Genomic DNA, 26939 nt, shown 5'->3' on the forward strand with positions numbered 1-26939 from the left:
TCACACCCTCCTCAAGTCGCTCTGGTCGATCGGCCAGGTTCGAAGCCGCTTGCCGGTCGCCGCGGAAATCGCGTTGACCAGCGACGGCGCCACCCCGGGCGTGCCGACTTCGCCGATGCCGCCGGGTGGCTCGGTGCTCGGCACGATATGAACCTCGATCGGCGGCGTCTCGTTGATGCGCACCACCGGCGCGTCGTCGAAATTGCCCTCGACCACCGCACCGTTTTCAACGGTGATGCGGCCGTAAAGTGCGGCACTCAGGCCATAGATGACGCCGCTCTGGATCTGCGCCTCCACCGTATCTGGATTGATCACCTGGCCGCAGTCGACGGCGCAGACGATGCGGTCGGTCTTGAACTTGCCGTCGTCACCGATGCTGACCTCAGCGATCATCGCGGCAAAGCTGCCGAAATCCTCCGCAAGCGCGATGCCTCTGCCCTTGCCCTTCGGCAGCGGCGTCGCCCAGCCGGCCTTTTCGGCCGCCAGGTTGAGTGCGGCGAGCAGCCTTGGTTTGTGGGGAAGCAGCCGGCGGCGATACTCGAGAGGGTCGATGCCGGCGATACCGGCCAGTTCGTCGATGCCGCATTCGACCGGCGGGATGTTGCGCGTCGCGCCCACCCCGCGCCAGTTGCCGGTGAGCATGCCATCCGGCGCTTCCTGGCGGGCAAAGTCGGCCTGTTTGTTGGGGATCTGATAGGGCGTTTCAGCCCCCGCCATCTGGTCGAGATCGACGCCGTCCTTGGTAAAGGCCGGCAGCCAGCGTGCCATGACCGAGGGGCCGATCACCCGGTGCCGCCAGGACAGGGGCAAGCCATCAGGCCCGAGCGTGGCCGTCACCCGGCTGTAGTTGAGGTAGCGATAGCAGTCGTGGCGGATGTCTTCCTCGCGGCTCCAGGTGACCTTGACGGGGCCTTCCACCTGCTTGGCGATCTTGGTCGCGAGGATGATGCCGTCGACGTCGAGCCGCCGGCCGAAGCCGCCGCCAAGCAGGTGATTATGCACCACCACTTTTTCGAGCGGCAGGCCGGTGACATCGGCTGCCGCCTGCCGCGCCCGGCTCATGATCTGCGTTCCCACCCACACGTCGCAGCCATCGGCACGCACATGCACGGTGCAGTTCATCGGCTCCATTGCCGAATGGGTGAGGATCGGCATCCGGTAGATGAATTCGTGCACCTTCCCGCTTGCTGCCTCGGCCTTCGCCACATCGCCTTCGTTGATGTGCGGCAGCGCCTTGCCGTCGATCGCCTGGTCCATCAGCCGTTCAAGCTCGGCCTGCGCAAGCGAGCCGCCCGGGCCGGGATCCCAGTCGATCTGAAGGGCCGCAAGCCCTTTTCGCGCCGCACCGGTGTTGTCCGCCACAACAGCGACGGCCTCCTCGATGCGCACGACTTTTTTGACCCCTTTCACCGCCAGCGCCGGCTTTTCGTCGACTGCGCTGAGCTTGCCGTTGAAGTGCGGACAGATGGCGATCGCCGCATAGGACACGCCGTCGGGGCGCGCATCGATGCCGAATTTTGCGGTGCCATTGACCTTCTCCGGACTGTCGAGCCGGCGGGCAGGCTTGCCGATCACCCGGTAGCTGGAGGCAGACTTCAGCGGCACGTCCTGCGGGACGGGTTCGTTGGCCGCAGCCGCAATCAGGCTGCCATAGGCGGCCTTGCGGCTGCCGCCGGTCTCGACCACCTGGCCGGCCTCGGCCTTCAAGGTATCCGGTGAAACGCCCCAGTCGCGCGCCGCCGCGCTGACGAGCATGATGCGGCCGGAAGCGCCCGCCTTGCGCATCTGCTCGTAGACGCCGCGTACCGACAGCGAGCCGCCGGTGATCTGGTCGCCGAGCAGCGGATTGGCATATTGCTTCGGATCGGCAGGCGCGTGCTCCAGCACCACCTGGTCGAGCCCGACTTCGAGCTCCTCGGCGAGCATCATCGCGACGGCGGTATAGATGCCCTGCCCCATTTCCACCGCCGGCATCACGAAGGCAATCTTGCCCTCGGGCGGGATGCGGATGAAGGCGTTGGGCGCAAAGGGCTGCGCTCCGGTCTGAGATTGCGCGGCGGCGAGCTGTGGCCGAAGCCCGATCACCAGACCTGCACCGGTCAGCGATGCGCCGATCAGAAGGCTGCGGCGCGATAGGGCAAGATTGGTCCTGTCGAACATGGACATCTGATCACCCCCTCGCTGCCTGTTTGATGGCGGCGCGGATGCGCGGATAGGTTCCGCATCGACAGATGTTTCCGGCCATGACCGCGTCGATGTCGGCGTCCGTCGGCTGAGAATTTGCGGCAAGAAGCGCTGTGGCAGACATGATCTGCCCGGATTGACAGTAGCCGCATTGCACGACGTCGATGTCGAGCCAGGCTGCCTGTATCTTCTTGCCCTCGGGCGTCTCGCCGATCGCCTCGATCGTGGTGACCGGCTTTTCCGCCGCCTCAGCGACCGGCAGGATGCAGGAGCGCACCGGCAGCCCGTCGACATGCACCGTGCAGGCGCCGCACATGGCGATGCCGCAGCCGAACTTGGTTCCCGTCAGCCCGATCGTGTCGCGCAGGACCCAGAGCAGCGGGATATCGCCGTCCACATCGACGGCATAGCTCTTTCCATTGACCGTGAGGTTGTAAGGCATGCGACCATCGGCCCCGAGGAGCCGCTCCCCTGTACATGCGAAGGCGCGAAAATACCAACGAGGGCGCAGGTCGGCCAAATTACATTTCCGTGAGGTCGCATTTTTGAGCGGTCGGCAGTCGCGCATCGCGCCGTCGTTCGCCGCCTGCGCGCCGCCCTGCGGTTCCACCGAAGTTAGCACACCCTTAAGACATACACCCTAAAGTTGCGATTGAAACATCTGAACTGCAACCCATGTTGCGAACACTGGGCGGACGAAGCCTTTCCGCGAACGCTCGTCCGCGAAAAGCGCTTCCTTCATTCCTTGGCGCGGCAAGGCGTCTGAGCGCCGCCGGCCTGTCAGCGGATGTCTTCCGCCACCGCGCGATCGATCCGCGCCGCAAGCTCGTCGCTCACCGGCACCATCGGCAGCCGCATTTCGGGGCTGTCGATCAGGCCTTGACGCCACAGCCAGTGCTTGACCGGACCGGGGCTTGGCTCGGCAAAGAGCAGGCGCGGCAGGTCGGCAAGACGCTGCCAGAGCTCGAGCGCGCCCGGCTGGTCGCCGGACATCAGCCGGTCGCGGATATCGGCAAAGGCTTGCGTGCGCACATGGGCAGACGCGGTGATCCCGCCCTCGGCCCCTTGGGTCAGCGCCGTGTAGAACAAAGGATCTTCGCCGGTCAAAACGGCAAAATCGGCGGGCTTCTGGCGCAGGAGATCGAAGGATTGCGTCGCATCGGCCGAACAATCCTTGACGCCGACGATGTTTCTGCGTTCCGCCAGCTGCAGCATCGTCTCGTTGCCAAGGTTCACGCCGGTCCGGTAGGGAATGTTGTAGATCAGGATCGGCCGGTCGGTGGCGTCGGCAAGCACAGAGAAATGCGCGAACAGCCCGCGCTGCGACGGCCGCGTGTAATAGGGGCAGGCGATAAGGTATCCGCTGACGTCCCATTCCGCCGTGCGCTGCAGCGCCTTCACCGTCTTTGCCGTGTCGCTGCCGGAAAGCCCGAAATAGACGGGCATCGCCCTGCCCGCCGCACGCAAGGCGTCGTTGGCGACGGCCACCAGCCGCTCGCATTCCGCGTCTTCAAGCGCCATGCCCTCCCCGGTGGTCGCGCCCAGGATGAAGCCGTCGATCGGCTGTGCGGCATAGTGCGTGACCAGCCGGCGCAGCGACCGCTCGTCGAGCACCCCGTCGCGAAACGGCGTGATCAGCGGCAGCCAGAGGCCGCCGAGCGTCGAAGTCGTGTTGTCCATGAAAGTCCATCTCCTTCAAAAAAGACCGGAGACGGAGCGCAAGCGAAAACCCCGTCCGAACCGGCGGGGGTCGATCTGATCCGTGTGCTTGCTAGATTCTGCGCGCAACGACCGACAGCCCCGGGAACGGGGCTTTTTTCACGGTCGAAAGTTTGGTGCGGCGGCAGATCATGGCGCAAACTTCGAACAGTCCCGAGGGATTGTCAAGAAGACGTGGCGGCACAAATCCATCGTTCAAGGAGCGCGCAACAGCGATCGGGATGCGCCATGGCTGAAAATCCAGCGCCGGCACATCCCGATGATCTCGAGGTTTTCCGAGAGATCAGAGCAACGTCGTCTCGACGTCGATATTGCCGCGGGTCGCCTTGGAGTAAGGGCAAATCTCGTGGGCGGCGTGGATGATCTCCTCGGCGACGTCGCGGTCAAGCCCGTCAAGGCGCACGTTCAGACGGGCGCGCAGGAAGAAGGAGCCGTCGTTGACGTTGAGATCGATCTCGGTGTCGACCTCGGGTCCGGCCGGCAGCTTCACCTTGCGCTGCTGCGCGGCAAGCTCGATCGCGCCGATGTAACAGGCCGACCAGGCGGCGCCGAAGAGATTTTCGGCCGCCGGATGCGGCTGCGACAGCTTGAGTTCCAGCGTGCCGTCCTGGCTGACCGTGCCGCCATCGCGGCCGCCGGTGTTGTGGGTCTTGCCAGTGAAAAGAAGCTTCTCGGTCATGTCATTTCCTCTCTGTTCAGATTTTTATCGGATCCGATTTATTCGGATGCGATGTATATACGTGATGACGAATGGAGCGTCAATACCATTGCGATCTAATCGGATACGATTTATATTAAGTGCAGATACGGAAACGAAAAAAAAGGTGACCCATGCCAACCACCACGACGACGAACGGCCCTGACACCGCCGAAAAGGATGGCAAGAAGCTCTCGAACTTCCTTTGCTTCGCCATCTATTCGGCCAACCTCGCCTTCGGCCGCGCCTACAAGCCGCTGCTCGACAAGCTCGGCCTCACCTATACGCAATACGTGACGCTGGTGGCGCTGTCCGAAGAAGACGGTCAGACGGTCGGCATGCTCGGCGAAAAGCTCTTCCTGGAATCGAACACGCTGACCCCGATCCTGAAGAAGCTCGAGGCCGACGGCTACCTCAAGCGCCGGCGCGATCCCGCCGATGAACGCCAGGTTCGCCTGACGCTGACGCCGGCGGGCCGCAGCCTCGTCGATGCCGAGCCGGGCTCGGCGCTCGTCGAGGCAACCGGGCTCGGCGACGATTTCGGAACGGTGCAGCAATCGGTCGCGACCTTGCGCGACAACCTGCTTGCCTCGATGCAATCCGGGGCGCCGAAGAAGTAGCCATACTTCCGCGTGCGGACGGCCTTTGCTATCCTCCGCCCTCCGGCGATGGAGGTGTGTCAGCATGGCAAGGATCGTCTTCGGCATGAACCTGTCGCTCGACGGCTATGTCGACCATGAGCGTTTTGCACCGGGGCCGGTGCTCTTTCGCCACTGGATAGAGCACGTAAAGGGGCTGAGCGGCAGCCTCTACGGCCGCCGCATGTATGAAATCATGCGCTATTTCGACGACGACCAGCCCGATTGGACCCCGGAGCTTCAAGAGTTCGCCGATGCGTGGCGCAAGCTGCCGAAATGGGTCGTGTCGCGTTCGCTGACATCGGTCGGCCCCAACGCCACCCTTGTGACGGGCGACCTTGAGACTTTCGTTCGCAGCCTGAAGACCGAGCGCACGGGGGATATCACGGTGTCCGGGCCGAAGCTCGCCCAGGGCCTGACCGACCTTGGCCTGATCGACGAATACCGCCTCTATCTCCACCCGGTCGTGCTCGGCCACGGCGCTCCGTTCTTCGCCGGCGCCCGGCCGCCGGTCAGACTGGTCGCCAACGACGTGATCGACGAGAGCGTGATCCGGCTCACCTACGTTCCGGCGTGACCCGTCAGGCGGCGACGCCCGCGGCACGCTTCTGCGGCTCCATCATCTCGGCCGCCTTGGCATAGCCACCGTCCATGCCGTCGAGAAAGTGCAGGTGAGCGTCGGGTTCGGCCGACGGCACCAGGCAGGTCATCAGCGCGTGGCTCTGCCGGTGCAGGCCGAACTTGACCTCGCCCTGCTCCCTTGCCCGGGTCAGCATCGCCTCCACCCGGTCGATCTGCTCGACCGTGCAATCGACCGTCAGCCTGAGACCGTCGTCGTACTTGCGGAAATCCGAATTGGCGGCGACCCCCGCCCAGCGCTCGGGCTCGAGGGTGACGCGCGGGTCCTTCGGCAGTCCCATCCGGTCCGGCAGCGGATGCGCGTGGCGCGGACCTTCGTCGAAGACGGCGATCACCTCTCTTGCCAGCGCCACAAAACGCTCCGGCCTCACCGTCTCCGTCGGCTCGGCCAGAAGCGACAGGATCTGCCCGTGACGTCTCGCAAACGGCCGCCATTCGCAGGCAAGTCCCGTCAGATCGGGCTCGGCCCCGTCGGTTGCCGGGTCAAGCTGATGGAGCCCCTCTTTCAGTTGCCGCTCCGCCCATTTGAGCCCGCCGCCTGAAAACATCGCGTAGGTCGCATCCTTGGAGGCGGCGTAGCGTGCGATCCGCACGTCCTGTCCGCCCTGACGGATGCTGTCGACCGTCAGCAGGCCGGCGCGAAGATCAAGCCCGAACCGCGCCTTCACGAACGCCGCCAATTGCCGGAGCGCCGTCGTGGCCATTTCCTGCCCTTCGGGAGGCAGGGCAAACGCCGCGCCGTCACCGCGAAAGACAAAGGGAAAATCGAACTTGCCCCAGGCATTGCCGATCGCCGCGATCGCCGAGGCCCCGGCGAAATTGACGTCCTCGTAACGCCCATTGTGGATCGCCCCGGTTGAATCGACGATATCGGTGATGCCGATCAGCCAGTCGCCGGGCAGCGGCTCGTAGACGCTGGGGTCGAGCACGCGCGAAAACTCGTTATAGGCCGGTGCGCGGCGGAGATTGTGGTTCATCTGCATCAGCTTTCTCCAGTCGACGGACTGATCCCTGACCTTGCGTCCGGCCACCTGAGGGGCCGGAATGCGCCTTGGCGCACCGTCACGCCGCGGCTTGCCGCATTTCGAATTAATCGGATGCGATATAAATCCCTGAGTGGGCGAATGTCAATACAGTGCGATTTAATCGTATACGACACCATTCGCCGCGAAGATAGCTATCCGAAAGGTTGGGTATCCCGGGACATGGCGGTAGAGTAGGCAGACCCGGAGGCGCGCCCCCTTAAGCGATCGCGATGATTTCCAGTTCCTGGCCACCGACCGTGACCACGTCGCCGACGCCCTTGCCCGAGAGGAAACGCGCCACCGGTGAAACATAGGAAATCGACCCGGCCTTGGGGTCGGCCTCGTCCTCGCCGACGATGCGGTAGGTCTGAACCCGCCCGTCATCGCGGCTGAAGGTGACGGTGCTGCCGAAGGAGACGACATCGGTTGACACCGGCTCCGGCATCAGCTGCGCCGTCCGGATGCGCTCGGAAAGATAACGCGCGTCGCGCAAAGGGCCGGCCTGCTGGCGACGCTTCTCGTTCACGTCCTCGATCGACGTGGCCGCCTCATAGGCCGCCCGCGCCTCCTCCATCTGCGCCTCCAGCGCCTTCAGCCCCGCCCCGGTCACGAGGTTCGGATGCGGCGAGACGGCACGATCCGGCAAAAGGGTTTCGGCGGCGGTTTCGGCACTTTCTTCCTTGGTGAAGGCAACGCTCAATCTCTGGAACTCCGTGTGGCAGCAGCGGCTGTGGCAGGCAGCGTCCTATCGGCCGGCCGCCGGCCAATCGACACTATACGCAATTGCAGTCGTCCGATGGAAGAACAACGGCGCCGCCGACAGAACAAGCGCCTCGGGCGGTGGTGATCGGGCTCTCCCGGCCCTCGCGTGCTTCTGTCGCCGGTGCTGGCTAAAGGATGTCAGGCGAAGCGACAACCAGTTTCTGCTTCGCGCCCGAACCAGTTCGCTCGATGGCCTCCACCAGCCGCACCCGCACGCCGCCCGGTGCCGCGCCCGCCGCATCGAGCGCCGCCCTCACGGCTGCGTCCACGTCGGTGCTGACGGCGGCGGCATCCACGCCTTCAAACACCGCGATGGTGATTTCCAGCCCGTCGGGCAATTGCACGAACTGGAATTGCCGCACGCCCGCGGCTCCCGTCAGCGGCGAGCGCAGCCGGTGCGCATGGATGTTGACGAGCCCGCCGACGCGCGCCCGCAGACGCAGCGTCTCTTCCCTGCGCCCGGCGATCGACCCGATCCGCCAGAATGGCAGCCCGCAGGGACAAGGCTCCGTCGCCATCGCCACGACGTCTGAGATTTCATAGCGCACCAGCGGCAGGGTGCCGTTGGTCAGCGTGGTGACCAGCAGCTTGGCCCCCTCGACGCCATCGGGCACCGGGCGATTGTTCTCGTCCACCACCTCGAAGACGAAGCTGTCTTCGGCGAGATGCAGCCCGTCGCCGAAGATGCACTCGTGGCCCATGGGTCCGGCCTCGGTGCAGACATAACTGTCGGCGATCGCCGCCTGCCAGGTGTCGGCGGCCAGCGCGCGCAGTTCTTCGCCGAGCGTTTCTGCGCTGGTGCGGAAGAGCCGTGGCTTGATCCTCAGCCGTCCCGCCTGCTGTTCGCCTGCCAGCACCCGCAGGAAGGACGGATAGGTCGAGATCACCTCGGGCTGGTTGAGGTTCAGGCCCTCGACGATCTCTTCGATCGGCATGAGCACGTTGAAGCGCGGCGCCGGCGGCCTGAGCGCACGCAGCTCCACGCCGATATGGTAGGAAATATGCACCGGTGACGAGGCGAAGATCGCAATGCTGCGGGTCGTCTCGTCGATGCCGACGATCGCCTGGAAGCGCATCATGTTGGCGATCGCCGAAAGCCAGGCTGGATGGTCATAGACGGCGATCCCGCGTTCGCCGGTCGTCCCTCCGGTCGCAAAGGCCCGGTATTCCCCAAGGAGCAGCGACCGGGCGTCCTCGCCGTCGAGATGCTGCTCGACCCGTTGCCGGCTCAGCCGCGCGTCGGTGACGATCGCGTTGAAATTCTCCATCAGCTGCCGCTTCGTCAGCACCGGCAGGTCTTCGAGCGGCGCGCCGCGCGCGACGTTATCGCCAAGCGTGTCGCGGTACCAGGCCGACGCCTCGACCGCGTGCCGCAGGGCCTGTTGCAGCGCATTGCGCTGGAACGACAGCAGCCGCTCCCGCGACCACTCCGCCCGCAGGAGCCGATCCTGCGCGGCCTTCAGCAGGCTGGCGCGTTCCAGTGTCGACGATGCGGCGGTCGATGGCGACATGGCTATGGTTCCTGGCGCTCAGGTTTGGCTCAAAAGGAAGGCAGCGCGGCGCGCGCGATCCGGCGCTTTTTCCCGGCCGCCCCAAGCCTGCAACCGGGCTTTGCGGCGGCGCATTTCTTGCACGTCAAGCACTTGATTGTAGCGCCAGTTCCGGGGTCTAAGCGACTGCAAACAGGAAACGGAAGCGTTCGCGCTCATCGATTCTGGACCCTTTGTCGGGTCGTATCGACGGCCCAAGCGCCGGTTCGTTCGCAGGGAGAAAAGCAACAATGGCCGCGCCATTTGTCGTCTACGGAGCATCGGGCTCGGGATCGGTTCCGATCGAGGCAACCTTGAGCCTGCTCGATTTGCCATACCGTGTGGAAGATCACGCGCCCTGGGAGGGGCAGGCGCAGGCCGACAGGCTCGCCCGCATCAATCCCTTGCGCCAGGTCCCGGCCCTCACCCTGCCGACGGGCGAGGTCATGACTGAAAGTGCGGCCATCCTGATCTGGCTTGCCGATACCTATCCGGACGCCCGCCTCGCACCGCCCTTGGGCGATGCGGCGCGGCCGGCATTCCTCAAATGGATGACCTTCGTGTCGTCGGCGATCTACGCGCTCTACTGGATCGCCGACAACCCGGCGCGGGTCGTAAAAGAAGGAGCGGACCACGTCGCCGTCAAGGCACGCATCTACGACCGCATCGCCTGTTGCTGGGGTGAGATGGGCGCACAGCTGCGCCCGGGCACGCATCTGCTCGGCGACGAACTGTCGGTTCTCGATCTTTACGTGGCCACGGCATCGCGCTGGTCACCCGGCCGGCGGCGCTTCTATGAAGTCGCACCCGGGCTTGCCGACGCAGTACGCCGCATCGACACCGACACCAGACTTGCGGCCATCTGGCAGGAGCGCTTCCCGTTCGAACCGGGCTGGGAGCGCTGAGTGGGAATGCGGCACGTCATCAGGCGCAGATTGATGATTGCCCGTGCCGTCCTTCCGGTCCTCTACAGCCTTTTGATGTCTGTTGGTCCGCTCGTGCTCAAGGCACTGACGCTCAAGGCCAATCACGGACCTCGGCGGCAAGAGCTCCGATGTCAGCTTTTCGCATTGGGTGTCCTGGCAGCGGACGGTCGGCCATCGGCTCCAAGGCGGTGATTTATCCGGCTTTGCGCGAGAGTTTCCTCTTGGCGCAAAGCGGCCGCTACCATTTTTATGTTAAGTTGGGGTTGGACTATATGTCCTTGGTCTGCCACAAGGCGTGGAGGACGCGACTGCCGTTATCTTTGGAACGGGGTCGGGCGACCGATTGACGTCACGTTGCTGCCGCGAGATTACGCCGGCCGTCCTACTATTCCCGACCGTTCGATACCGGCCTGACCCGCCTGCCAATGCGGAGCGATGGCTCCTTTGGGCCCTAAGCAGTCGTTCGTCGATCTCGGCAGGCGCGGCGCGTTTCGGCGATTGGGCTTGCCGATCAGCGCCGCAGCAGCGAGAGCTTCACCTGAAGCTCCGCAGCGCTGAGACCTGCGAGATGTGCGCCGCGGAAAAAGGCGTCGTCGGTGACCTCCAGGCCGCTCCAGGGTGGCGGCGCCAGGGCCATCAGCGCTTCGGCCGAAGCGGCTTCGATTTCGGACAGCACCAGCCCGGAAAGTTCGCCCTCGAACACATCGATGCCGCAGAGGATTCCCCCGAAGTCGAGGCGATAGCGGCGTTTGGAAAGCGTTTTTCCCGGCAGCTGCGACAGCAGTCCATACTCTTCTGCGGTCAGGTAGATGTTGACGATCGGAGCGGAAATTGCGCTTTCCGACGGATATTTCTTGCAGAACTTGAACGCGGGCGGACGGCCGTCGATGTAGCGGATCGCCCGCGCCCTGAGCCGGCTCCCGGTCACATAGAGGTCCTCGATCGTCCGATAGTCACGTTTCGAGAGATCGGGGCAGCGCTCGACGAGGAAGCGCCGCTCGTTTTCGAGCGCGGCATATTTTGGAACTGCAATTTCGGTAGGCATCGACATCCGCTTCGTCTGGTCTTTCGCTATTGCCAACGCACAATAGAAATGTTGCGCGTCGCCGCAAGCGCCACCAATCCGGCCGACGGCCTCGCGCCGATTGCGGCGCGCCGGCCTTCCATGCCAAAACCCTCGGCCATGGACACGACGCCCGCTCCGCCGCTCATCACCGAAGACGACCTGCGCCACATCGCGCTGTGGGCGGCCCTCTCGGCCGAGCGGGCCCTGCCGATTTTCGAGGGCGCGGCGCCCGCTGACCTTCGACCGCGCGCAGCGATCGCGGCCATCCGCGCCTTTGCCGAGGGTGGCGTCCGTAGCGCGCAATTGCGCAAGGCCGCCTGGGACGCGCAGGCCGCCGCCCGCCAGATCGACGATCCCGCCGCCAGGGCCGCGGCCCGTTCAGCCTCTGCCGCCGCCGGCGCGGCCTACACCCATCCGATCGAGACGCCACACCAGATCAATCACGTGCTTGCGCCTGCAGCCTATGCGGTTCAGGCGCTTTCGCTTGGTGCCGGCAACAAAGCCGAAGTCACGGAAACGGAGTTGCAGCGGGCGATCGCTGCCGCCTCACCCGAACTCCGCCGGATCGTCCGGAAGATGCCGGCGCGAAAGCCGAGCAAAGGTGCCTTTCACGCCCTGCTCCACCGGCTGGACACAGCCCTGCGTCGCTAGAGGTCACTCGCCCTCAAATAACCGTGGATTGCGACACCAAAGAAGCAACCTTGCGTAGCAGAATCTTCCCTCGACCGTCAGGACGTGCTTACGTTCTGACGGGGTGTTTCAGTAAAAACTGAGGGGAAAAATGAAAATCCGTTATGTCGTGCTGGCCGCTGCGCTGGCTGTTTCTGCTTGCGCCAAACGTCCGGACGCAATCGTGCCCGTCGATATCCCGATGGCCGCGTATTCCAACCAGAGCTGCCACGGCCTCGCACAGGAACTCGCAAGGGAACAGAGCACACTGGCAAGCCTCTCCAAGCAACAGCACGACGCGGCGACCGGAGACGCCATGGGCGTATTCCTGATCGGCGTGCCGATGTCGAGCACGTTCGGCGGCGACAAGGAGGGCCAGGTTGCCGTGTCTAAGGGCAAGGTAACGGCGATCGAGTCCTCGCTGAAGGCGAAGGGCTGCAAGTAGGAACGATCGGCGCAGTTCAGGCCCATCCTGCCCTTCCGGTCGCCGGAGACGGCAGGATGGGCCCCGCATGCGCGCAAGCAGGACGGGGTCAGGGCGCTGCCTCAATCACGGCAGGCTGCGCTCGCGTTCCCTTTTTGCCTCCTCACTCAACCAGGTGATCACGGTCTGAAGCCCGTCTGATTTGCGGTAGCGTGGCCAGACGAGATAGAAATCCGACGGCCCGGGCATCGCCGCTTCGAAAATGCGGACAAGCCGTCCCTCGGCGATGTCCTGTGCCACGAAATTGCTGTTGGCGAGAACGATCCCCTGCCCGGCGATCGCCGCCTCGATCGCGTGCGAGGTCTGGTTGAAGCTGATGCCCTTGAACGTGGCCTGCCGGTCTTCCCCGAAATGCCGCTCGATGAATTCGGGCCAGAAATTATGCGCGTCGTGCAGCAGTGTGTAATCGGCAAGCTCGGCCGCCGTCTTCGGCACCGTTTCATCCCGCATCAGCCTCGGGCTGCAGACCGCGATGGTCTCCTGTTCGAACAAAAGCTCGACCGCAAGCCCTGCCCCGAAGGACGGTCGACCGTAGCGCACCGCTAGGTGGACGCCATCGGCCTGGAAATTCGACATGCGGTCGGTCGCCAGGATGTGCAGGTCGAGATCGCGATGCCGCGCGGTGAAATCCGGCAGCCGCGGGATCAGCCATTTGGAGGCGAAGGACGGCGTCGTGCTGATCGTCAGCCGGACCGGCTGCGGCTTCAGCCCATCGGTCGCCCGCGCGATGATCTCGAGTGCGCGCCTGATATCGGCGATATAGGCGCGCCCCTCGCCGGTTAAAGCCAGCATGCGCGGCAGCCGCTCGAACAGCTTGACCCCGAGCTCGGCCTCGAGCCCGCGCACCTGCTGGGCGACAGCCCCTTGCGTCACGCCGAGTTCCTCGGCCGCCAGGCGAAAATTCAGGTGCCGCGCCGCCACTTCGAATACTCTGACGCCATTCAGCGATGGCAGTCGTCCGGGTGCGTCACTCATCCGATAGTTTTTCTACTGTCATTCGAAAGCGAAACTCGTTCGTCGTCCTGCCGTTCAGATGCTATTTCAATCGCAACCGCAACACAATCGGCACCCGTCGATCCGATCAGAGGATGAAACCATGGCAGTAGAAAAAGTTGCAATTGTCACCGCCGGCGGCTCGGGCATGGGCGCCGAGAGCGCGAGACGCCTTGCGGCCGACGGCTTCAAGGTCGCGATCCTCTCCTCGTCCGGCAAGGGCGAAGCGCTGGCCGCCGAGCTCGGCGGCATCGGCGTGACCGGCTCCAACCAGTCGAACGACGACCTGAAGCGCCTGGTCGATGCGACGGTGGAAAAATGGGGTCGGATCGATGTTCTCGTCAACAGCGCCGGCCACGGCCCGCGCGCCCAGATCCTCGAAATATCAGACGAGCAGTGGCATACCGGGCTCGACGTCTATCTGATGAACGTCATCCGCCCGGTCCGCCTCGTCGCCCCGATCATGCAGAAACAGAAGTCCGGTTCGATCGTCAACATCTCCACCGCCTGGGCCTTCGAGCCGTCGGCGATGTTCCCGACCTCGGCCGTCTTCCGCGCCGGCCTTGCCGCCTACACCAAGATCTTTGCCGACACCTATGCGGCCGACAATGTGCGCATGAACAACGTGCTGCCCGGCTGGATCGACAGCCTGCCGGCGACCGAAGAGCGCCGCGACGCCGTGCCGATGAAGCGCTACGGCACCAGCGCCGAAGTCGCCGCCACCGTCGCCTTCCTCGCCTCGGAAGGTGCGGGCTACATCACCGGCCAGAACCTGAAGGTGGATGGCGGCCTGACGCGCCACGTCTGAGCGAAAGCCGCATCTGCCCCGCGCGCGCCTCCGGGCGCGCGTCAGCCGCCGGCGCCCGCCTCCGGCAGGCTGACCTCTGCAACCCTCGCTCTCAGCCACCGCGCCCAACCCTCGCGCCCCGAGCCCTCACGTCACGAGCACCTCGCTGGCGGCATGGGGACGTCGGTCGGCGGCAGGCGTCTGCAACGGCATGGTGAGCGTGGCACGAAAATGGGCCTCCGAGACCGGTCCTGCGATAAGCGAGCCGCCCTCCGGGAAGCGAGCCTTGACGCGCTCTTCGACATTGGCGAGCCCGACGCCAAGGCCGGGTCGGCTCCCCGCGGAAAAGGTCTCGCCGGCCTCCGACACGTTGTCGACCGAAAGCTGCAGCCGCTTTTCGTCCTGCGACGCGCTGATCGTGATCTTGAGATCGCCGGTTGAGCGCCCAAGCCCATGCTTGACGGCATTCTCGATGAGTGGCTGCAGGATCAGGCTCGGCACCAGTGCCGCCCTCAGTTCCTCGGGAACGTCGAGCGTGACGCTGATGCGATCGGAGAAGCGCTCCTTCTCGATCGCCAGATACTCCGATTGCAGCGCCAGCTCTTCCGACAGCGCCAGATCCCGCAACGGGTCCATCTCCAGCGTCTTGCGCAGGAACGACGAAAGCGAAATCACCACCCGGCTCGCCTGTGACGAAGCGCCCTCCTCGATCAGGCCGACGATGGCGTTCAGCGTGTTGAACAGGAAGTGTGGATTGATCTGGTAGTAGAGCGCCTGCATCTTGGCTGCCAGCGCCTCTTCGCGCGAGATCGCCAGCCGGCGCTCCTGCGCGCGGACCTTCAGGTTGTACATGTAGGCGATGAAAAAGCAGGACCAGCCAAAGAACAGGGACACGCCGTAAAACAGCGTGTAGCAAACGTTCTCGAGCGTATATTCGACGCCGACGGCGGGCTTCGCATAGGCGAACAGCTGATAATCGACGGTGGTTGCAGCCGCCGATGCCAGAACGGACAACACGGCCGACACGAACACCTGAGCTGCGATGTTTTTTGCCCGCATCATCGCCACGATATGGGAAATCACCAGCGTGATCAGCACGCAGACGAGCGAGACCGCCAGTTTGACGGGGGCATAGTCGACCGGATTGACGCCGAGCATCACCCAGAGCAAGCCGGTTATGACGAACTCGACGGCCCAGAAGCCCGTGACCAGCTTGATCACGCTCGAGAAGAATTCGGCGGCGTCGGTGTCTGAAGGATCCATGTCGAACGTATTTCGATAGAGACTTGCAAGCACCGTCATCGAGGCCACCATCCGCATTCAACCGATCGTTGTCGTTCCCGTTATTTGCCTCAATTAGCGTAAAATCAACCCGCGCCCACTGAACAGGTGCAGGTTCGTGAACGAGCCCCTCCGCTTCGTTGCCTTTGACATCCGCTGGTCCACGATCAGCGCGCCACTCGCCCCGTCCTACGGGATGTCCCGCTGAAACAAGAAGATACAAATCTCCCTGTCGCCGGACACATCCCCGGTGCAGTTCTCGGCTCAAATGTCGCCCAGACGAAACACAGCCGGAACCGAAAGGACGATCTGATGCACACCACCCGCACCATGGCGGTCACGCTTCTGCTTCTCGGCAGCGTCATTGCCCCCGCAAACGCGCAACAGCCGGGCGTCGAGCGCACGGATCTCATTCAGCAGGATATCGAAGCGCCCGGCCGCGAGGTGGTGCAGGCACGCGTCGATATCGCGCCGGGCGCCGTCTCCATCAAGCACAACCACCCGGGCGAAGAGGTCGCCTATGTGCTTCAAGGCGTGCTCGAATACCGGCTCGAGGGCCGTAAGCCCGTGACGCTGAAGGCCGGCGAGAGCCTGTTCATTCCGGCAGGTCTCGCCCATGTCGCCGCCAATGTCGGCAGCGTCAAGGCGTCCGAACTTGCGACCTATGTGGTGCGCAAGGGCGAGCCGCTGCTGGCGCCGGTCAAGTAAGGCGAACGATCATGGCAACGAATTCCCAGCCCAGGAGCGGCTCCACCCGCGAGGCAAGCCTGGTCCCCATGCTTTCCCGCTGTGCCCTGCTTCTGGCTGGGGCGGCGGCGGCCGCAGCAGGTGTCCTTTTCCCGGCCGCCGCCACTGCGAAGGCATCCGCCGCCGCCCCCGCGGCGGATGCCATCCGGCCTTTCCGCATCGCCATTCCGGAAGCTGCGCTTGACGATCTGCGCGCCCGGCTTGCGGCAACGCGCTGGCCCGACGCGGAAACGGTCAGCGACCGCTCCCAGGGGGGCCAGCTTGAAAAGCTGCGGCCGCTCGCCCTCTGCTGGCAGCACGGCTACGACTGGCGCACCTCGTCTATTGCAATCGCGTCGACAAGGATGGCCACTTCGCCGCCTGCGAGGAGCCGGAGCTTTACAGCAGCGAGGTCCAAGCGGCGTTTCGCGGGCTGCGCTGAGGCGGACGGGCATCGGATCCGTAATCGTGGCGCAAACGCCGCCGGGCGGCCCGGTATGCCCGCGGCATCTGCGACTTCCCTCTCCCTGTCGCACGTCCATCGCCCAAGACAGCGGGCTTGAGCCTTCGTTCCTTGTGGACGGTTGACGATCGGGAGCACTTGATCCTATACCCGCGCTTCCCTTCCTTGATAGCTGAGGAATTGTCGATGCTGGAGCTTGTTCTCACCCACTAACGTCTCGATCGATCGAGACGTCCAACCGTGCCGTCACCGGACGATATTTCTCGTTCGCGGCCGATGGCGCGCGACCAGGGTTCAAGAACAGGTTCTTCCATGACCAACATCCACATTCGTCCCGAACAAGCGACGGACATCCCAACCATCCGAGCAACAACCAAGGCCGCCTTCGCCCCGATGGCGTTTAGCAGCCAGACCGAGGCCGAAATCGTCGACGCCCTGCGCGACGCCGGCGCCTTGACGATCTCACTGGTCGCTCTCGACCACGATGAAATCGTCGGCCACGTCGCCTTCTCGCCGATCACGATCGACGGCGAGGAGAACGGCTGGTACGGGCTCGGCCCGGTCTCCGTCAGGCCCGACCGCCAGAAAAGCGGCATCGGCGGCAGGCTGATCCGCGAGGGCCTCGAGCGCCTGGCAAGGACTGGCGCAAGAGGATGCGTCGTCCTCGGCGACCCCGGCTATTACAAACGCTTCGGCTTCGAAAACCACGCCGCCCTGCGCTTCGAAGGGGTTCCGGCCGAATACTTCATGGCGCGCGCATTCAGCGGCCCGATGCCCTCAGGACGCGTAAGATACCATGCAGGTTTTGACGCAAGCTGAGTGATCGCCGGCCGCAGGAATGGAGCGGGATTGGGAGACCAATCCCGCTCCAAACAGCATCGGCTCCGCCGGAAAAATCACACTCGTTCCTCCAAGCAGCCGCAAGGCCGGCTGTCCTCGGCGCGTGCCGCGTCCGCGCGGCGTGCGTTTCAAGCGCGCTATCCCATTGTCTTTCCTGCGCAAGCTCCTAGTTCCCTCTGGCAAACCGAACACAGGAGTTCTGAATGAACCGAAACGGCCTCTATCTCGTCATCGCCCTGCTCGCCATCGCCCTTGCCGGGCTCGGCCTCTACGTCTACCAGGAGGAGACGAAGCCGGGGGTCGAGATCAAGATCGGCCAGGACGGCGTTTCGGTTCAGGAAAACTAGGCGGCGGCAACGCGTCTCGACGGCCTTGATTTTGCGTGGCGAATGCTGGCCCATGGCAGCAGCCATCGCGACAGGCCCCTTGGGCGATCGCGAGAAACCGCAGCGACACGGCAAAAGAGGCCGCCTTGACAGCAAGCCGTTCATCGACCGCCGCATTCCTGATTGCGGCCGCGTTCGCCTCCGGGGCAATGGCCGGCGAGACGAGCCGTGCACCTTCAGGAACCTATTGCGGCCAACTCTCCTCCGCCGGCATTCTTTCGGAAGCGCAAACCCGCTTCGAGACTGATGCCGGCGGCACGGTCATCGGCAAATACGTGTTCTCCGATCAGGGCGAGCCCGTCGACGGAGAGCTTGCCGAAACCAGTGACGACGGCGATGGCAGCGATCTCACCCGAACCTTCATGTGGCGCGACAAATACGGCTACGGTCAGTTGCTCGTTACCTTCACGCCAGATTTCTCGGAATTTTCCGGCAAATGGAACGCCGGCGGCTCGCAGTTCCTGCCGTGGACCGGACGGCGCTGCAATCAGACGGTCAGCTAGAACACGCGAGCGAGAAGACGCCAGGATGTGAGCCGGTGTCCGACGGGCGCGCCGGCATCGCTGCGCCCCCGTCAGGCCGCAACGATCCCCCGCATCAGCCCTTCCAGCCAATCCGCAAACACCTTGAGCCGGCGCGACAGATGCTGGCGGTGGGGATAAAGCAGCGCCATCGGCATCGGGGCTGCGCAATGGGCAGGCATCACCTCCACGAGCCGTCCGTCGCGCAAGTGGTTGATCACGTCGAAGGCGGGGATCTGGATGAGTCCAAGGCCGGCAAGACAGCAGGCGATGCTGCCTTCGGCGCTGTTGACGCTGACCCGGCCGGGGACCGTAACCTGGCGCACCTCGCCCGCCTCGATCCACTCCCAGTCCTCGACCCGCCCGCTTGAGGGCGAGGCGTAGTTGACCGCAAAATGATCCTTGAGGTCGGCGGGCGTCGCTGGCGTTCCGTGGCGGGCGATGTAGTCGGGGCTTGCGACATTGATCAGCCGCAACGCGCCGAACGGCCGGGCGATCAGGCCGGAATCGGCAAGCGGCCCGACGCGCAGCGCACAGTCGACGCTCTCCTCGATCAGGTGCACCGCCCGGTCGGTCATGCCGAGATCGATGTCGATGCCGGGAAAACGGCCGAGAAATTCAGGCAGGGCCGGCGCCACGATCAGGCGGCCGATACGGCTCGGCAGGTCGACCCGCAACCGCCCGGTCGGCTCCGACGTGCTGCGGCGAAAGAGGTTCTCGGCCTCCTCCATGTCCTCGATCAGCCTCAGGCAGCGCTCGTAAAAGGCCGTGCCATCCTGCGTCGGCGCCACCTTGCGGGTGGTGCGGTGAAGCAGCCGCGTGCCGAGCCTCGTTTCGAGCGTCTGCACCGCTGCCGAGACCGACGAGCGCGGCAGGCCGAGCGTATCGGCAGCGCGGGTAAAGCTGGCGCTTTCGACGACGCGCGTGAAGATTCGGAAAAGCTCGATCCTGTCCATACCGATGACCAGACCCACCCATTGTTCGTATAATCTAACAAGTCATGTCATGCGCAGGCGCTTTATGCCAGATAATGCGACGATATTCTCAGATGCGCGCTGCCTGTGCACTCTCCGATCGTCCGAACGGGGCAAGGGCATGGGGCGCGCGCGTTGAAACACGGTGTCCCGGTCATCCGCCTCCTTCCAGGGTCAGCGAATGCGCCGGAGCGGTGGCGGCATCGCCGGGCCGATTGCGCCCATCCCCACCAGAACCGAGAGCCCGTCAGACCGGGCGACCGAAACAGGAGACGTCCATGGCAGACCACAGCATCCAGGGTAAATCCGTTCTCATCGCCGGCGGCGCCAAGAACCTCGGCGGCCTTTTGGCCCGCGATCTCGCCGCGCATGGTGCGCGCGCCGTTGCGATCCACTACAACAGCCCTGCAACGAAGGCGGCCGCCGACGAAACGGTCGCGGCCATCAAGGCGACGGGTGCTGCCGCCCACGCCTTTTCGGGCGATCTCACCCATGCCGCCGCTGTCGAAAAGCTCTTTGCCGATGCCGGGGCAGCGCTTGGCAGCATCGACATCGCCATCAACACCGTCGGCAAGGTCCTGAAGAAGCCTTTCGTCGAGATCACCGAAGCGGAATATGACGAGATGAGCGCGGTCAATTCCAAGACCGCCTTCTTCTTCCTGCGCGAGGCAGGCCGGCATGTCAGCGACAACGGCAAGATCTGCACGCTCGTCACCTCGCTGCTCGGCGCCTTCACGCCGTTCTATGCTGCCTATGCCGGCACCAAGGCGCCGGTCGAACACTTTACCCGCGCGGCCGCCAAGGAGTTTGGCGAACGCGGCATCTCCGTCACCGCCATCGGCCCCGGGCCGATGGACACGCCTTTCTTCTACCCGGCCGAAGGAGCCGACGCCGTCGCCTATCACAAGACGGCCTCCGCTCTCTCCGGCTTCTCCAGAACCGGCCTCACCGACATCGAGGACATCGTCCCCCATATCCGCTTCCTCGTCTCGGACGGCTGGTGGATGACCGGCCAGACCATCCTCGTCAACGGCGGCTACACGACGAAGTAGGGTCGTTGCCCCTCATCCACGCGGTGAGAGCTTGCCCCTCATTCGCGCGGTGGGGGCATGCCCCCTCATCCGCGTGGTAGGGGCATGCCCCTCATCCGCCTGCCGGCACCTTCTCCCCGCCAGCGGGGAGGAAGCAAGCAGCACCGTCTTGGCCAAACTCCGGTTGGAGCAATGAACGGCGAGGTTCGCACTGAAGCGTGCGCCCAGCGGCTCTCTCCCCGCTTTGCGGGGAGAGATGTCCGGCAGGACAGTGAGGGGCATCCCTCAAGTGCGAGTGGCGAACGCATTGCCCACCCCGCCACAAAATTCGATTGGAATTTTAGAACGTTATGTAATGTGATGGGCAAGGCCGCATACCGCACAACCGATCTTGATGGATAAACTTCATGCTGGGTGCCCCCTTCCTCTGCCGTCGCCTTCTGGCAAGCTTCGCGCTGCTTCTCGCGCTCGCCCTGCCCGCCATTGCCCAGACACCACCTCCGCCGGTCACCGTCATCCTGACACCCGGCCAGAGCGCCACCGAGATCGAGGAGACCTTGCGCGCCGCGGCAAAGGCCGGTGGTCCGGTTACCGTCGAATGGCGCGACGCGCCCGCGCAGACCCCGGGCCAATCGGCGCCGTCCACAGGCACCTCCGCAACGGCGCCGTCGGCCGCGGCCGTCGAGGACGGGGCACCGCAGGCGGCAGGAACCGCCACCGCTCAGCCGACCTCCTCAGCCGACCAGCCCGACACCCTCGACACCCTTTCCGCGCGCTTTCTCAATGGCTTGCAGATGGGACTTGCCGGTACGAGCGGCATCGCCGGCGTCATGGGTGACGTAGCGGCAGGCATTGGCGCCGAGGGGTGGTCGATCGTCTCCGTCGCCGCGGTCGCCTTGCTTGCCGTGGCCGTGGGCCTTGCCGCAGCCTTCACCGGCCACGTGCTCATCCGCGGACTGTTCGGCGCATCTTTCGACGTCGTCGACCTGCTTCACCGGATGCGCGCTTCGCTGATCAGGCTCGGCGTCGACATCGCCTGCCTGATCATCTTCGCCGCCGTCGCCCACGCCATCGCCCGCCTGTTCCTGACGCCGGGCACGGCGTCTGCCGAATTCACCCACGCGCTCATCACCATCGCCTTCGTTTCGGTGACCTACGCGGTCGGCGCGCGCTTCCTTTTTGCACCGACCAGACCCGAAATCCGCCTGCTCGACATCGCCCACCCGCGTTTCCACGCCAACATGCTGACGGCCTATGGAGCGATCAGCGCAATCCTCGGCGCCAGCCTGCGGTTTGCCCACCAGCGCGGGCTGGAACTGGCCGCCACAGACGGCTGGCTGCTGATCGGGGTGAGCATCCTGACCGTTCTCAAGCTCTACTGGTTCATTGCGGGGGCAGCCGACATTCGCGCGGTGTTTGCCGGCGAGAATCCCGGGCCCGTGCGTCGCGCCATCGCCTTCGGGGTGCCGGAGTTCTATGCGCTCAGCGCCGTCGTGCTCTGGCTGATGACCGTCATCGTCGCCGGCAGCCCGAACAGCGCCGCCTGGAGCTTTGCCGGCGGCACGACGCAGATCATCCTGCTCGCGCTGCCGATCCTTGCCTTCGGCATCCATTCGCTCGCGGGCGCGGCCGCAGAACGGCGGCGCACGCCCGCCTCGCACGCCCTGCATGCGGCAATTTCGGGCAGCATCCAGACCGCCCTTGCCGGCGCCATCTGGCTTGCTGGCCTGCACGCGATCATCGCGCTCTGGCGCCCGGTGCTCGTTCAGCATGACACCGCGGCGGCCATCGGCTGGATCGTCATCCTCGAGCGCATCAGCCTTGCGGTGGTCGCGAGCTGGGTGATCTGCAGCTTCCTCTGGAAGAGCTTCGACGCCTTTGCGCCGCAGACGCGCGTGGCCCTTCCCGGCGAAAGCGAGGACGAGACGATGATCCGCCAGCAGAGCCGGCTCTCGACCATCCTGCCGCTCATCCGCAACCTGATCTTCGGCGGCATCTTCGCCGTCACCAGCCTCGTCATTCTTTCCGCGCTCGGCATCAACATCGCGCCGCTGCTCGCCGGTTTCGGCGTTCTCGGCCTTGCGCTCTCCTTCGGCTCGCAGACGCTGGTGAAGGATGTCGTCTCGGGCATCTTCTTCATCGCCGACGATGCCTTCCGCGTCGGCGAATATGTCGACACCGGCAAGCTCAAGGGAACCGTGGAGCGCATTTCGCTGCGCTCGCTTCGTCTGCGCCACCAGAACGGTCAGATCCACACGGTGCCTTACGGCCAGCTGCAGGCCGTCACCAACTACAGCCGTGACTGGAGCACGGTGAAGTTCGAGCTGAAATTCGAGCGCGACGCCGATCCGGAGAAGATCCGCAAGGCCATCAAGAAGGTCGGCCTTGCGATGCTCGAAGACCCGGAGATCGGCGGCGAATTCCTGGTGCCCCTGAAGATGCAGGGCATCCAGGACGTCACCGAAAACTCGCTGGTCGTGCGTCTGAAACTCACCGCCCGTCCCGGCAATCCGAGCATCCTCCAGCGCGAGGCGATGAAGCGGCTCTTGCCGGCGCTGCGCGAGGCCGGCCTCGACCTTGCCTCCAACGCCGTCACCGTACGCTCCGGGCCTGGAGCCGCAGCCGAGACGGAAGCGGCAGCGATCAACCTGGCGCTTTCGAAAAAGCCGGTAGCGGTTGATGCGGCGGAGGCGGAGGGGTAGCGGGCGACGCGGCACAAGGCCTGCGTCACGCATCAAAAAAGGCCGGGGCTGCTGGCCCCGGCCTCATTTATTGGCTCTCAAAACCCGGGCCAGTACATCCGTGGCCAAAGTCGAAAGCTTGGCGCAACTGCCGGCATAAGGTTCTGTCACGCTTGGCGATTGCACTTATGAGGAGATTGTAAGGCGGGGCGCCCCGCCGGACAAGTTGTCCATCAGGGTTAGCGCACGTCCCCTTGGGATTAATTCCGTTACCGCAGACGTCGGCCGATATCCCGGCAAACGTGTTCCGTCCGACAGGTTTCTGCTAAAAGCGAGACACGCGAAACGGAGCGCTTGAGCGATGGACAACGACAACCTTTGGTACTGTCTCACCGGCACGAAGGACACGAACTCGGGCATGCTTCGCTTCCTCGCGGCCGTCGGCGCCTTCATCGTGCTGTTCGGCAGCCTGTTCTGGATCCTCGGCCTGTAGACCGCTGCCCGCAAGCCCTCCAGGCGGGCCGATCGACCGCGCCTGACAAGCCTTTCCTAACCATCTCGGGTTTTTGCCGGTCGCGGCGCTGTCGAAATACGACAGGTGCCGTATGTCGCCGGCGCACCGATGCGGCTAGGCGGTTGGTTGCCGCGCGCTCGGCGCGGTTCAAACCGAGGAGACGACCCATGAAAATCATCATTGCCGCGGTGGCGGCGCTCGCAATCGCGACGCCTGCCCTGGCGGTCGCGCCATCGGCATTTATCGAACAGAAGGCGGTACACAAGCCTTCCGAGCTGATCGAGCTGGCAAATGGACCAGGGCGGATCGGCGCCGCCAGCCCAAGGCAGAACAACGCCAAGAGCCGAGAGCGCAACAAGGGGTCGACCACCGACGGACGAGAGCTGAATTTCGGCAAGTAAGGTTCGCTCAGGGTGGCGTCAGCCATCTTCCTGCCTCCGTGCCGCGGCCCGCTGCCGCGACACGCTGCAACCCGGCCCTCGCCGACAGAGGCAGGAGCCGGGCAGAAGCGCGACGGCCCATCCTTCCAGCCTGACCTCCACGTCCTGAAAGACCAGCCGAAGCACACCGCAAAGGCGCATGTGCCAACGCCCACTCGCTGTCCCCGCGGGAACAATCGGCGGGCCTGCCCATTTGTTAAGACATCTTAACGAAAGGCAGACGCCTTTTACCGGGACGCATCGGTTTCCGGATCAATCACAGCCTGGCGCAACAAGGATCAAAGCCAGGCGGAAGTCGGAGCAACCCATGCGTATCATCCTGGTAGCCCTCGTCGCGTCGGTCATGAGCATCCTGGTGTTCAAATATGCCGACCATTCGCTCGGCAATTCCGAGATCGTCGCCACGGCCGAGCAACTGGCCGCGCTCTAATCTCGAGCGCCTGATACGACCAGCCGCGTAAGCCTTGCGCGGATCTCTTCTCCACCAGCTTCAACCAGACCCGAACCTACTGCCGCGACAGATACATCTTCATGCGCGCCGCCATATCCTCGACCGGCTCGCCGGTGATGTCGACCAACGCCTTCTTGATCGAGCCGGTATAGGCGAAGGGCGCCTTGTAGTCCGTATCCATGGTCGGCGAGCCGGTATCGGCACCAACGACGACGCCGGCTGCCAGGCCGAGCTGCAGCGGGATCGTCACCGGCAGGTCGCCACTGCCGATCTGACGGCCGTCGACGAACAGCTTGATCGCGGCCGGCACACCCTTGCCCTTGGGAATATCGGCCTTCCCGGTCGGGGTGAACTCCACGCTGAAGATATGGTCGCCCGCAGGGACGGTCTCGGTCGAGGCAATCTTGAAGCGCTGGTCGGCGACGTAGTTGTAGCCGTAGACGAGCTTGCCGGACTGGACATAGAAGACGAAGCCGCCGTCGACGCCACCCATCGAGAACAGCACGCCTTCGGCGCCTGTTTCCGGCACGTTGGCCTGAACCGAGATCGAATGCGCGACATTGATGAGGTAGGGTGCTGCATTGCCGGGCACCGCCTGCGTCCCCGGGTAGTAGACGTACTTCTTGCGGCTGGCGGATATCTGCGGCCTCGGATCGGCAAAGCGCGCCGTGCCGCGGCTGTCGATCGGCAGAACGTCGTATTTGCCGGCTTCGACGTACCACATGCCGATCATCGCGATCAGCCGGTCGCGCTCGGTTTCGGCAAGGTTGTTGGTTTCGGCAAAGTCCTCGTTGACATTGTAAAGCTCCCAGCCGCGCGCATCGAGCTCAATCAGCCTGTTGTAGTCGATCGGGGCACCGAAGGTCCGCCCGGACTCCGTAAACGAGGTCCCCGGCCAAGGGCAAACCGCGCGCCAACCGTCATGATAGAGCGAGCGGTGGCCGAACATCTCGAAATACTGCGTCAGGTGCAGTGAAGGCGCGCTCGCGTCGTCGAAGGAGGATTTCAGGCTAAAACCCTGGATCGGCGATTGCGTGACGCCGCGGATCGACGGGGGTGGCGTTATCCCAAGCGCATCGAGCACCGTCGGCACCATGTCGATCGCATGGCAATATTGCGAGCGGATCTCGCCCCTCGCCGCGATCCCCTTCGGCCAGGAGATCGGGAACGGATCGGAGACCCCGCCGCGATAGGTCTCGCGCTTCCAGCGGCGAAATGGCGTGTTGCCAGCATGGGTCCAGCCCCAGGGATAGTGGTTGAAGTATTTCGGCCCGCCGATGTCGTTGATCGCCGCCAGGTTCTGCTGCAGATCGTCGGGCACGTTGTTGAAGAACTTGCCCTCGTTGACCGAGCCGTTCGGCCCGCCTTCGGCGCTGGCGCCATTGTCGGAAACCACCATGACCAGCGTGTTGTCGTATTCGCCAATGTCCTTCAGGAAAGCGACGAGTTCGCCGATGTAATGGTCGGTATGCTCGAGATAGCCGGCAAAGACCTCCATCATCCGGGCAAACAGGCGGTGCTCGTCGGCAGACAGCTTGCCCCAGTCCTGGACATCGGGGTCATGGCGCGCGAGCACGGTGTTGGCGGGCACGATGCCCAGTTGCTTCTGCCGGGCAAAGGCCTTCTGACGATAGGCGTCCCAGCCGTCGTCGAACTTGCCGCGGTATTTGTCGGCCCATTCCTTCGGCACATGGTGCGGCGCGTGCATGGCGCCGGGCGCGAAATACATGAAAAACGGCTTGTTCGGCGCCACCTGCTTGGAATCGGCGATCATCGCCTTGGCCTTCTCCACCAGATCCGGCGTCAGGTGGTAGCCCTCCTCCGGCGTCTTCTCCGGTTCCGTCTGGCTGTTGTCGCGCACGAGCTCCGGATAGTACTGGTGCGTGTCGCCGCCGAGGAAGCCGAAATAGCGCTCGAAGCCGCGCCCGAGCGGCCAGCGGTCATAAGGCCCCGCAGCAGATGTCTGCTCGGCCGGCGTCAGGTGCCATTTCCCGAGCGCATAGGTGTTGTAGCCGTTCTGCTGCAGGATCTCCGAAAGGAAGCCGTTTTCGAAGGGGATCTGGCCGTTGGAGCCGGGAAAGCCCTCGGAGCCCTCGGTGATGCAGGCCATTCCGTTGGAATGGTGGTTGCGGCCGGTCAGGAAACAGGAGCGCGACGGCGAGCAGAGCGCGGTCGTGTGCATGTTGTTGTAGCGCAGGCCGTTCGCGGCCAGCGCATCGAGGTTGGGCGTATTGATCAGCCCGCCGAAGCAGCCGAGCTGCCCGAAGCCGGTGTCGTCGAGAATGATGAAGAGCACATTGGCAGCGCCTTCGCGCGCCCGTCTCGGCTCCGGCCAGGCGGGCTTCGACACGTCGAAGGTGCGCCCGATCACGCCGGGAAAGGCCTGCCCCGGCTTGTATTCGAGAAGCTCGGCCGTTGCCGCCGCCGGCGCAATGCCGGCTGCTGCGGCAAGTGCCGTTCCGCCGAGCAGAACGTTGCGTCTGGTGAGTTTCAGATCATCGCTCATAGCTCGT

The 26939-nt window shown here is 64.4% G+C and carries 28 protein-coding genes; 16 read left to right on the forward strand and 12 right to left on the reverse strand.

All coding sequences use genetic code 11. The features are described from left to right. The 4 genes from VGO12_RS25665 to VGO12_RS25680 all read right to left on the reverse strand — a co-directional run bounded on the left by VGO12_RS25665 (window position 1) and on the right by VGO12_RS25680 (window position 4582). Window positions 1-2166, reverse strand: a complete 2166-nt coding sequence (locus VGO12_RS25665; protein WP_327515539.1) for a xanthine dehydrogenase family protein molybdopterin-binding subunit — start codon at window positions 2164-2166, stop codon at window positions 1-3. A gap of 4 nt (window positions 2167-2170) precedes the next feature. Next, the gene (locus tag VGO12_RS25670) at window positions 2171-2626 is read right to left on the reverse strand and encodes a (2Fe-2S)-binding protein (protein ID WP_327515540.1); all 456 of its coding nucleotides are present in this window, start codon (window positions 2624-2626) and stop codon (window positions 2171-2173) included. Between the two features lie 338 nt (window positions 2627-2964). Further along, a complete protein-coding gene (gene dapA / locus VGO12_RS25675) occupies window positions 2965-3864 on the reverse strand; it encodes a 4-hydroxy-tetrahydrodipicolinate synthase (RefSeq protein WP_327515541.1) in 900 nt (299 codons plus the stop codon). A gap of 322 nt (window positions 3865-4186) precedes the next feature. Then, window positions 4187-4582: an Ohr family peroxiredoxin gene (locus VGO12_RS25680; RefSeq protein ID WP_327515542.1), complete on the reverse strand. Its 396-nt coding sequence runs from the start codon at window positions 4580-4582 to the stop codon at window positions 4187-4189. A 152-nt stretch (window positions 4583-4734) separates the two neighbouring features. Here VGO12_RS25680 and VGO12_RS25685 point away from each other — a divergent pair, with 152 nt between their 5' ends. Continuing rightward, the gene (locus VGO12_RS25685; RefSeq protein ID WP_327515543.1) at window positions 4735-5220 is read left to right on the forward strand and encodes a MarR family transcriptional regulator; all 486 of its coding nucleotides are present in this window, start codon (window positions 4735-4737) and stop codon (window positions 5218-5220) included. A gap of 64 nt (window positions 5221-5284) precedes the next feature. After that, window positions 5285-5815, forward strand: coding sequence for a dihydrofolate reductase family protein (locus VGO12_RS25690; protein ID WP_327515544.1), 531 nt, complete (start codon window positions 5285-5287; stop codon window positions 5813-5815). A gap of 4 nt (window positions 5816-5819) precedes the next feature. Here the strand turns inward: VGO12_RS25690 and VGO12_RS25695 are convergent, their stop codons facing one another. From VGO12_RS25695 to VGO12_RS25705, 3 genes are all read right to left on the reverse strand, one after another. Beyond that, window positions 5820-6860 (reverse strand): DUF3095 family protein, encoded by a 1041-nt coding sequence (locus VGO12_RS25695; protein WP_414650774.1) that lies wholly within the window; start codon window positions 6858-6860, stop codon window positions 5820-5822. Between the two features lie 259 nt (window positions 6861-7119). Continuing rightward, window positions 7120-7602, reverse strand: a complete 483-nt coding sequence (greA, locus tag VGO12_RS25700; RefSeq protein WP_327515545.1) for a transcription elongation factor GreA — start codon at window positions 7600-7602, stop codon at window positions 7120-7122. A gap of 190 nt (window positions 7603-7792) precedes the next feature. After that, window positions 7793-9175 (reverse strand): phenylacetate--CoA ligase family protein, encoded by a 1383-nt coding sequence (locus tag VGO12_RS25705; protein WP_327515546.1) that lies wholly within the window; start codon window positions 9173-9175, stop codon window positions 7793-7795. Window positions 9176-9444: 269 nt separating this feature from the next. On the opposite strand from VGO12_RS25705, the gene VGO12_RS25710 reads away from it, so the two are divergent. Beyond that, window positions 9445-10098, forward strand: coding sequence for a glutathione S-transferase family protein (locus tag VGO12_RS25710; protein ID WP_327515547.1), 654 nt, complete (start codon window positions 9445-9447; stop codon window positions 10096-10098). A gap of 532 nt (window positions 10099-10630) precedes the next feature. Here VGO12_RS25710 and VGO12_RS25715 read toward each other — a convergent pair. Continuing rightward, window positions 10631-11164, reverse strand: coding sequence for a hypothetical protein (locus VGO12_RS25715; protein WP_327515548.1), 534 nt, complete (start codon window positions 11162-11164; stop codon window positions 10631-10633). A 48-nt stretch (window positions 11165-11212) separates the two neighbouring features. Here VGO12_RS25715 and VGO12_RS25720 point away from each other — a divergent pair, with 48 nt between their 5' ends. Next, entirely contained in the window at window positions 11213-11836 is a 624-nt protein-coding gene (locus VGO12_RS25720) for a putative immunity protein (protein WP_327515549.1), read from the forward strand. Between the two features lie 130 nt (window positions 11837-11966). After that, window positions 11967-12299 (forward strand): hypothetical protein, encoded by a 333-nt coding sequence (locus VGO12_RS25725; protein ID WP_327515550.1) that lies wholly within the window; start codon window positions 11967-11969, stop codon window positions 12297-12299. A gap of 105 nt (window positions 12300-12404) precedes the next feature. Here the strand turns inward: VGO12_RS25725 and gcvA are convergent, their stop codons facing one another. Further along, entirely contained in the window at window positions 12405-13313 is a 909-nt protein-coding gene (gene gcvA, locus VGO12_RS25730) for a transcriptional regulator GcvA (protein WP_327515551.1), read from the reverse strand. Window positions 13314-13434: 121 nt separating this feature from the next. Here gcvA and VGO12_RS25735 point away from each other — a divergent pair, with 121 nt between their 5' ends. Further along, window positions 13435-14139: an SDR family oxidoreductase gene (locus tag VGO12_RS25735; protein WP_327515552.1), complete on the forward strand. Its 705-nt coding sequence runs from the start codon at window positions 13435-13437 to the stop codon at window positions 14137-14139. Window positions 14140-14265: 126 nt separating this feature from the next. Here VGO12_RS25735 and VGO12_RS25740 read toward each other — a convergent pair whose 3' ends face one another. After that, a complete protein-coding gene (locus VGO12_RS25740) occupies window positions 14266-15420 on the reverse strand; it encodes a sensor histidine kinase (RefSeq protein ID WP_327515553.1) in 1155 nt (384 codons plus the stop codon). A gap of 291 nt (window positions 15421-15711) precedes the next feature. Between VGO12_RS25740 and VGO12_RS25745 the strand changes: the two genes are divergently transcribed. The 5 genes from VGO12_RS25745 (at window position 15712) to VGO12_RS25765 (ending at window position 18317) form a co-directional block, all read left to right on the forward strand. Continuing rightward, entirely contained in the window at window positions 15712-16107 is a 396-nt protein-coding gene (locus VGO12_RS25745) for a cupin domain-containing protein (protein ID WP_327515554.1), read from the forward strand. A gap of 68 nt (window positions 16108-16175) precedes the next feature. Continuing rightward, window positions 16176-16688, forward strand: a complete 513-nt coding sequence (locus VGO12_RS25750; protein ID WP_327515604.1) for an epoxide hydrolase N-terminal domain-containing protein — start codon at window positions 16176-16178, stop codon at window positions 16686-16688. Between the two features lie 221 nt (window positions 16689-16909). Further along, complete coding sequence (locus VGO12_RS25755) at window positions 16910-17407, forward strand: N-acetyltransferase (RefSeq protein ID WP_327515605.1); 498 nt, start codon at window positions 16910-16912, stop codon at window positions 17405-17407. 224 nt (window positions 17408-17631) lie between these two features. Next, window positions 17632-17775: a hypothetical protein gene (locus VGO12_RS25760; protein WP_327515555.1), complete on the forward strand. Its 144-nt coding sequence runs from the start codon at window positions 17632-17634 to the stop codon at window positions 17773-17775. Window positions 17776-17900: 125 nt separating this feature from the next. After that, a complete protein-coding gene (locus tag VGO12_RS25765; protein WP_327515556.1) occupies window positions 17901-18317 on the forward strand; it encodes a hypothetical protein in 417 nt (138 codons plus the stop codon). 71 nt (window positions 18318-18388) lie between these two features. Here VGO12_RS25765 and VGO12_RS25770 read toward each other — a convergent pair whose 3' ends face one another. Then, window positions 18389-19291: a LysR family transcriptional regulator gene (locus VGO12_RS25770; protein ID WP_327515557.1), complete on the reverse strand. Its 903-nt coding sequence runs from the start codon at window positions 19289-19291 to the stop codon at window positions 18389-18391. A gap of 296 nt (window positions 19292-19587) precedes the next feature. Between VGO12_RS25770 and VGO12_RS25775 the strand changes: the two genes are divergently transcribed. From VGO12_RS25775 to VGO12_RS25795, 5 genes are all read left to right on the forward strand, one after another. Then, a complete protein-coding gene (locus VGO12_RS25775) occupies window positions 19588-20361 on the forward strand; it encodes an SDR family oxidoreductase (RefSeq protein WP_327515558.1) in 774 nt (257 codons plus the stop codon). A 386-nt stretch (window positions 20362-20747) separates the two neighbouring features. Continuing rightward, window positions 20748-23042: a mechanosensitive ion channel family protein gene (locus VGO12_RS25780; RefSeq protein WP_327515559.1), complete on the forward strand. Its 2295-nt coding sequence runs from the start codon at window positions 20748-20750 to the stop codon at window positions 23040-23042. A gap of 340 nt (window positions 23043-23382) precedes the next feature. After that, window positions 23383-23514: a hypothetical protein gene (locus VGO12_RS25785; RefSeq protein ID WP_327515560.1), complete on the forward strand. Its 132-nt coding sequence runs from the start codon at window positions 23383-23385 to the stop codon at window positions 23512-23514. Between the two features lie 188 nt (window positions 23515-23702). Next, the gene (locus tag VGO12_RS25790) at window positions 23703-23936 is read left to right on the forward strand and encodes a hypothetical protein (protein WP_327515561.1); all 234 of its coding nucleotides are present in this window, start codon (window positions 23703-23705) and stop codon (window positions 23934-23936) included. A gap of 346 nt (window positions 23937-24282) precedes the next feature. After that, complete coding sequence (locus VGO12_RS25795; protein WP_327515562.1) at window positions 24283-24405, forward strand: hypothetical protein; 123 nt, start codon at window positions 24283-24285, stop codon at window positions 24403-24405. Window positions 24406-24481: 76 nt separating this feature from the next. Here VGO12_RS25795 and VGO12_RS25800 read toward each other — a convergent pair whose 3' ends face one another. Next, on the reverse strand, window positions 24482-26932 hold the full coding sequence (locus tag VGO12_RS25800; RefSeq protein ID WP_327515563.1) for an arylsulfatase: 2451 nt from the start codon (window positions 26930-26932) through the stop codon (window positions 24482-24484). Between the last annotated feature and the right edge of the window lie 7 nt (window positions 26933-26939).

It is taken from the genome of Ensifer sp. (assembly GCF_035999135.1).
Classification (GTDB): domain Bacteria; phylum Pseudomonadota; class Alphaproteobacteria; order Rhizobiales; family Rhizobiaceae; genus Ensifer.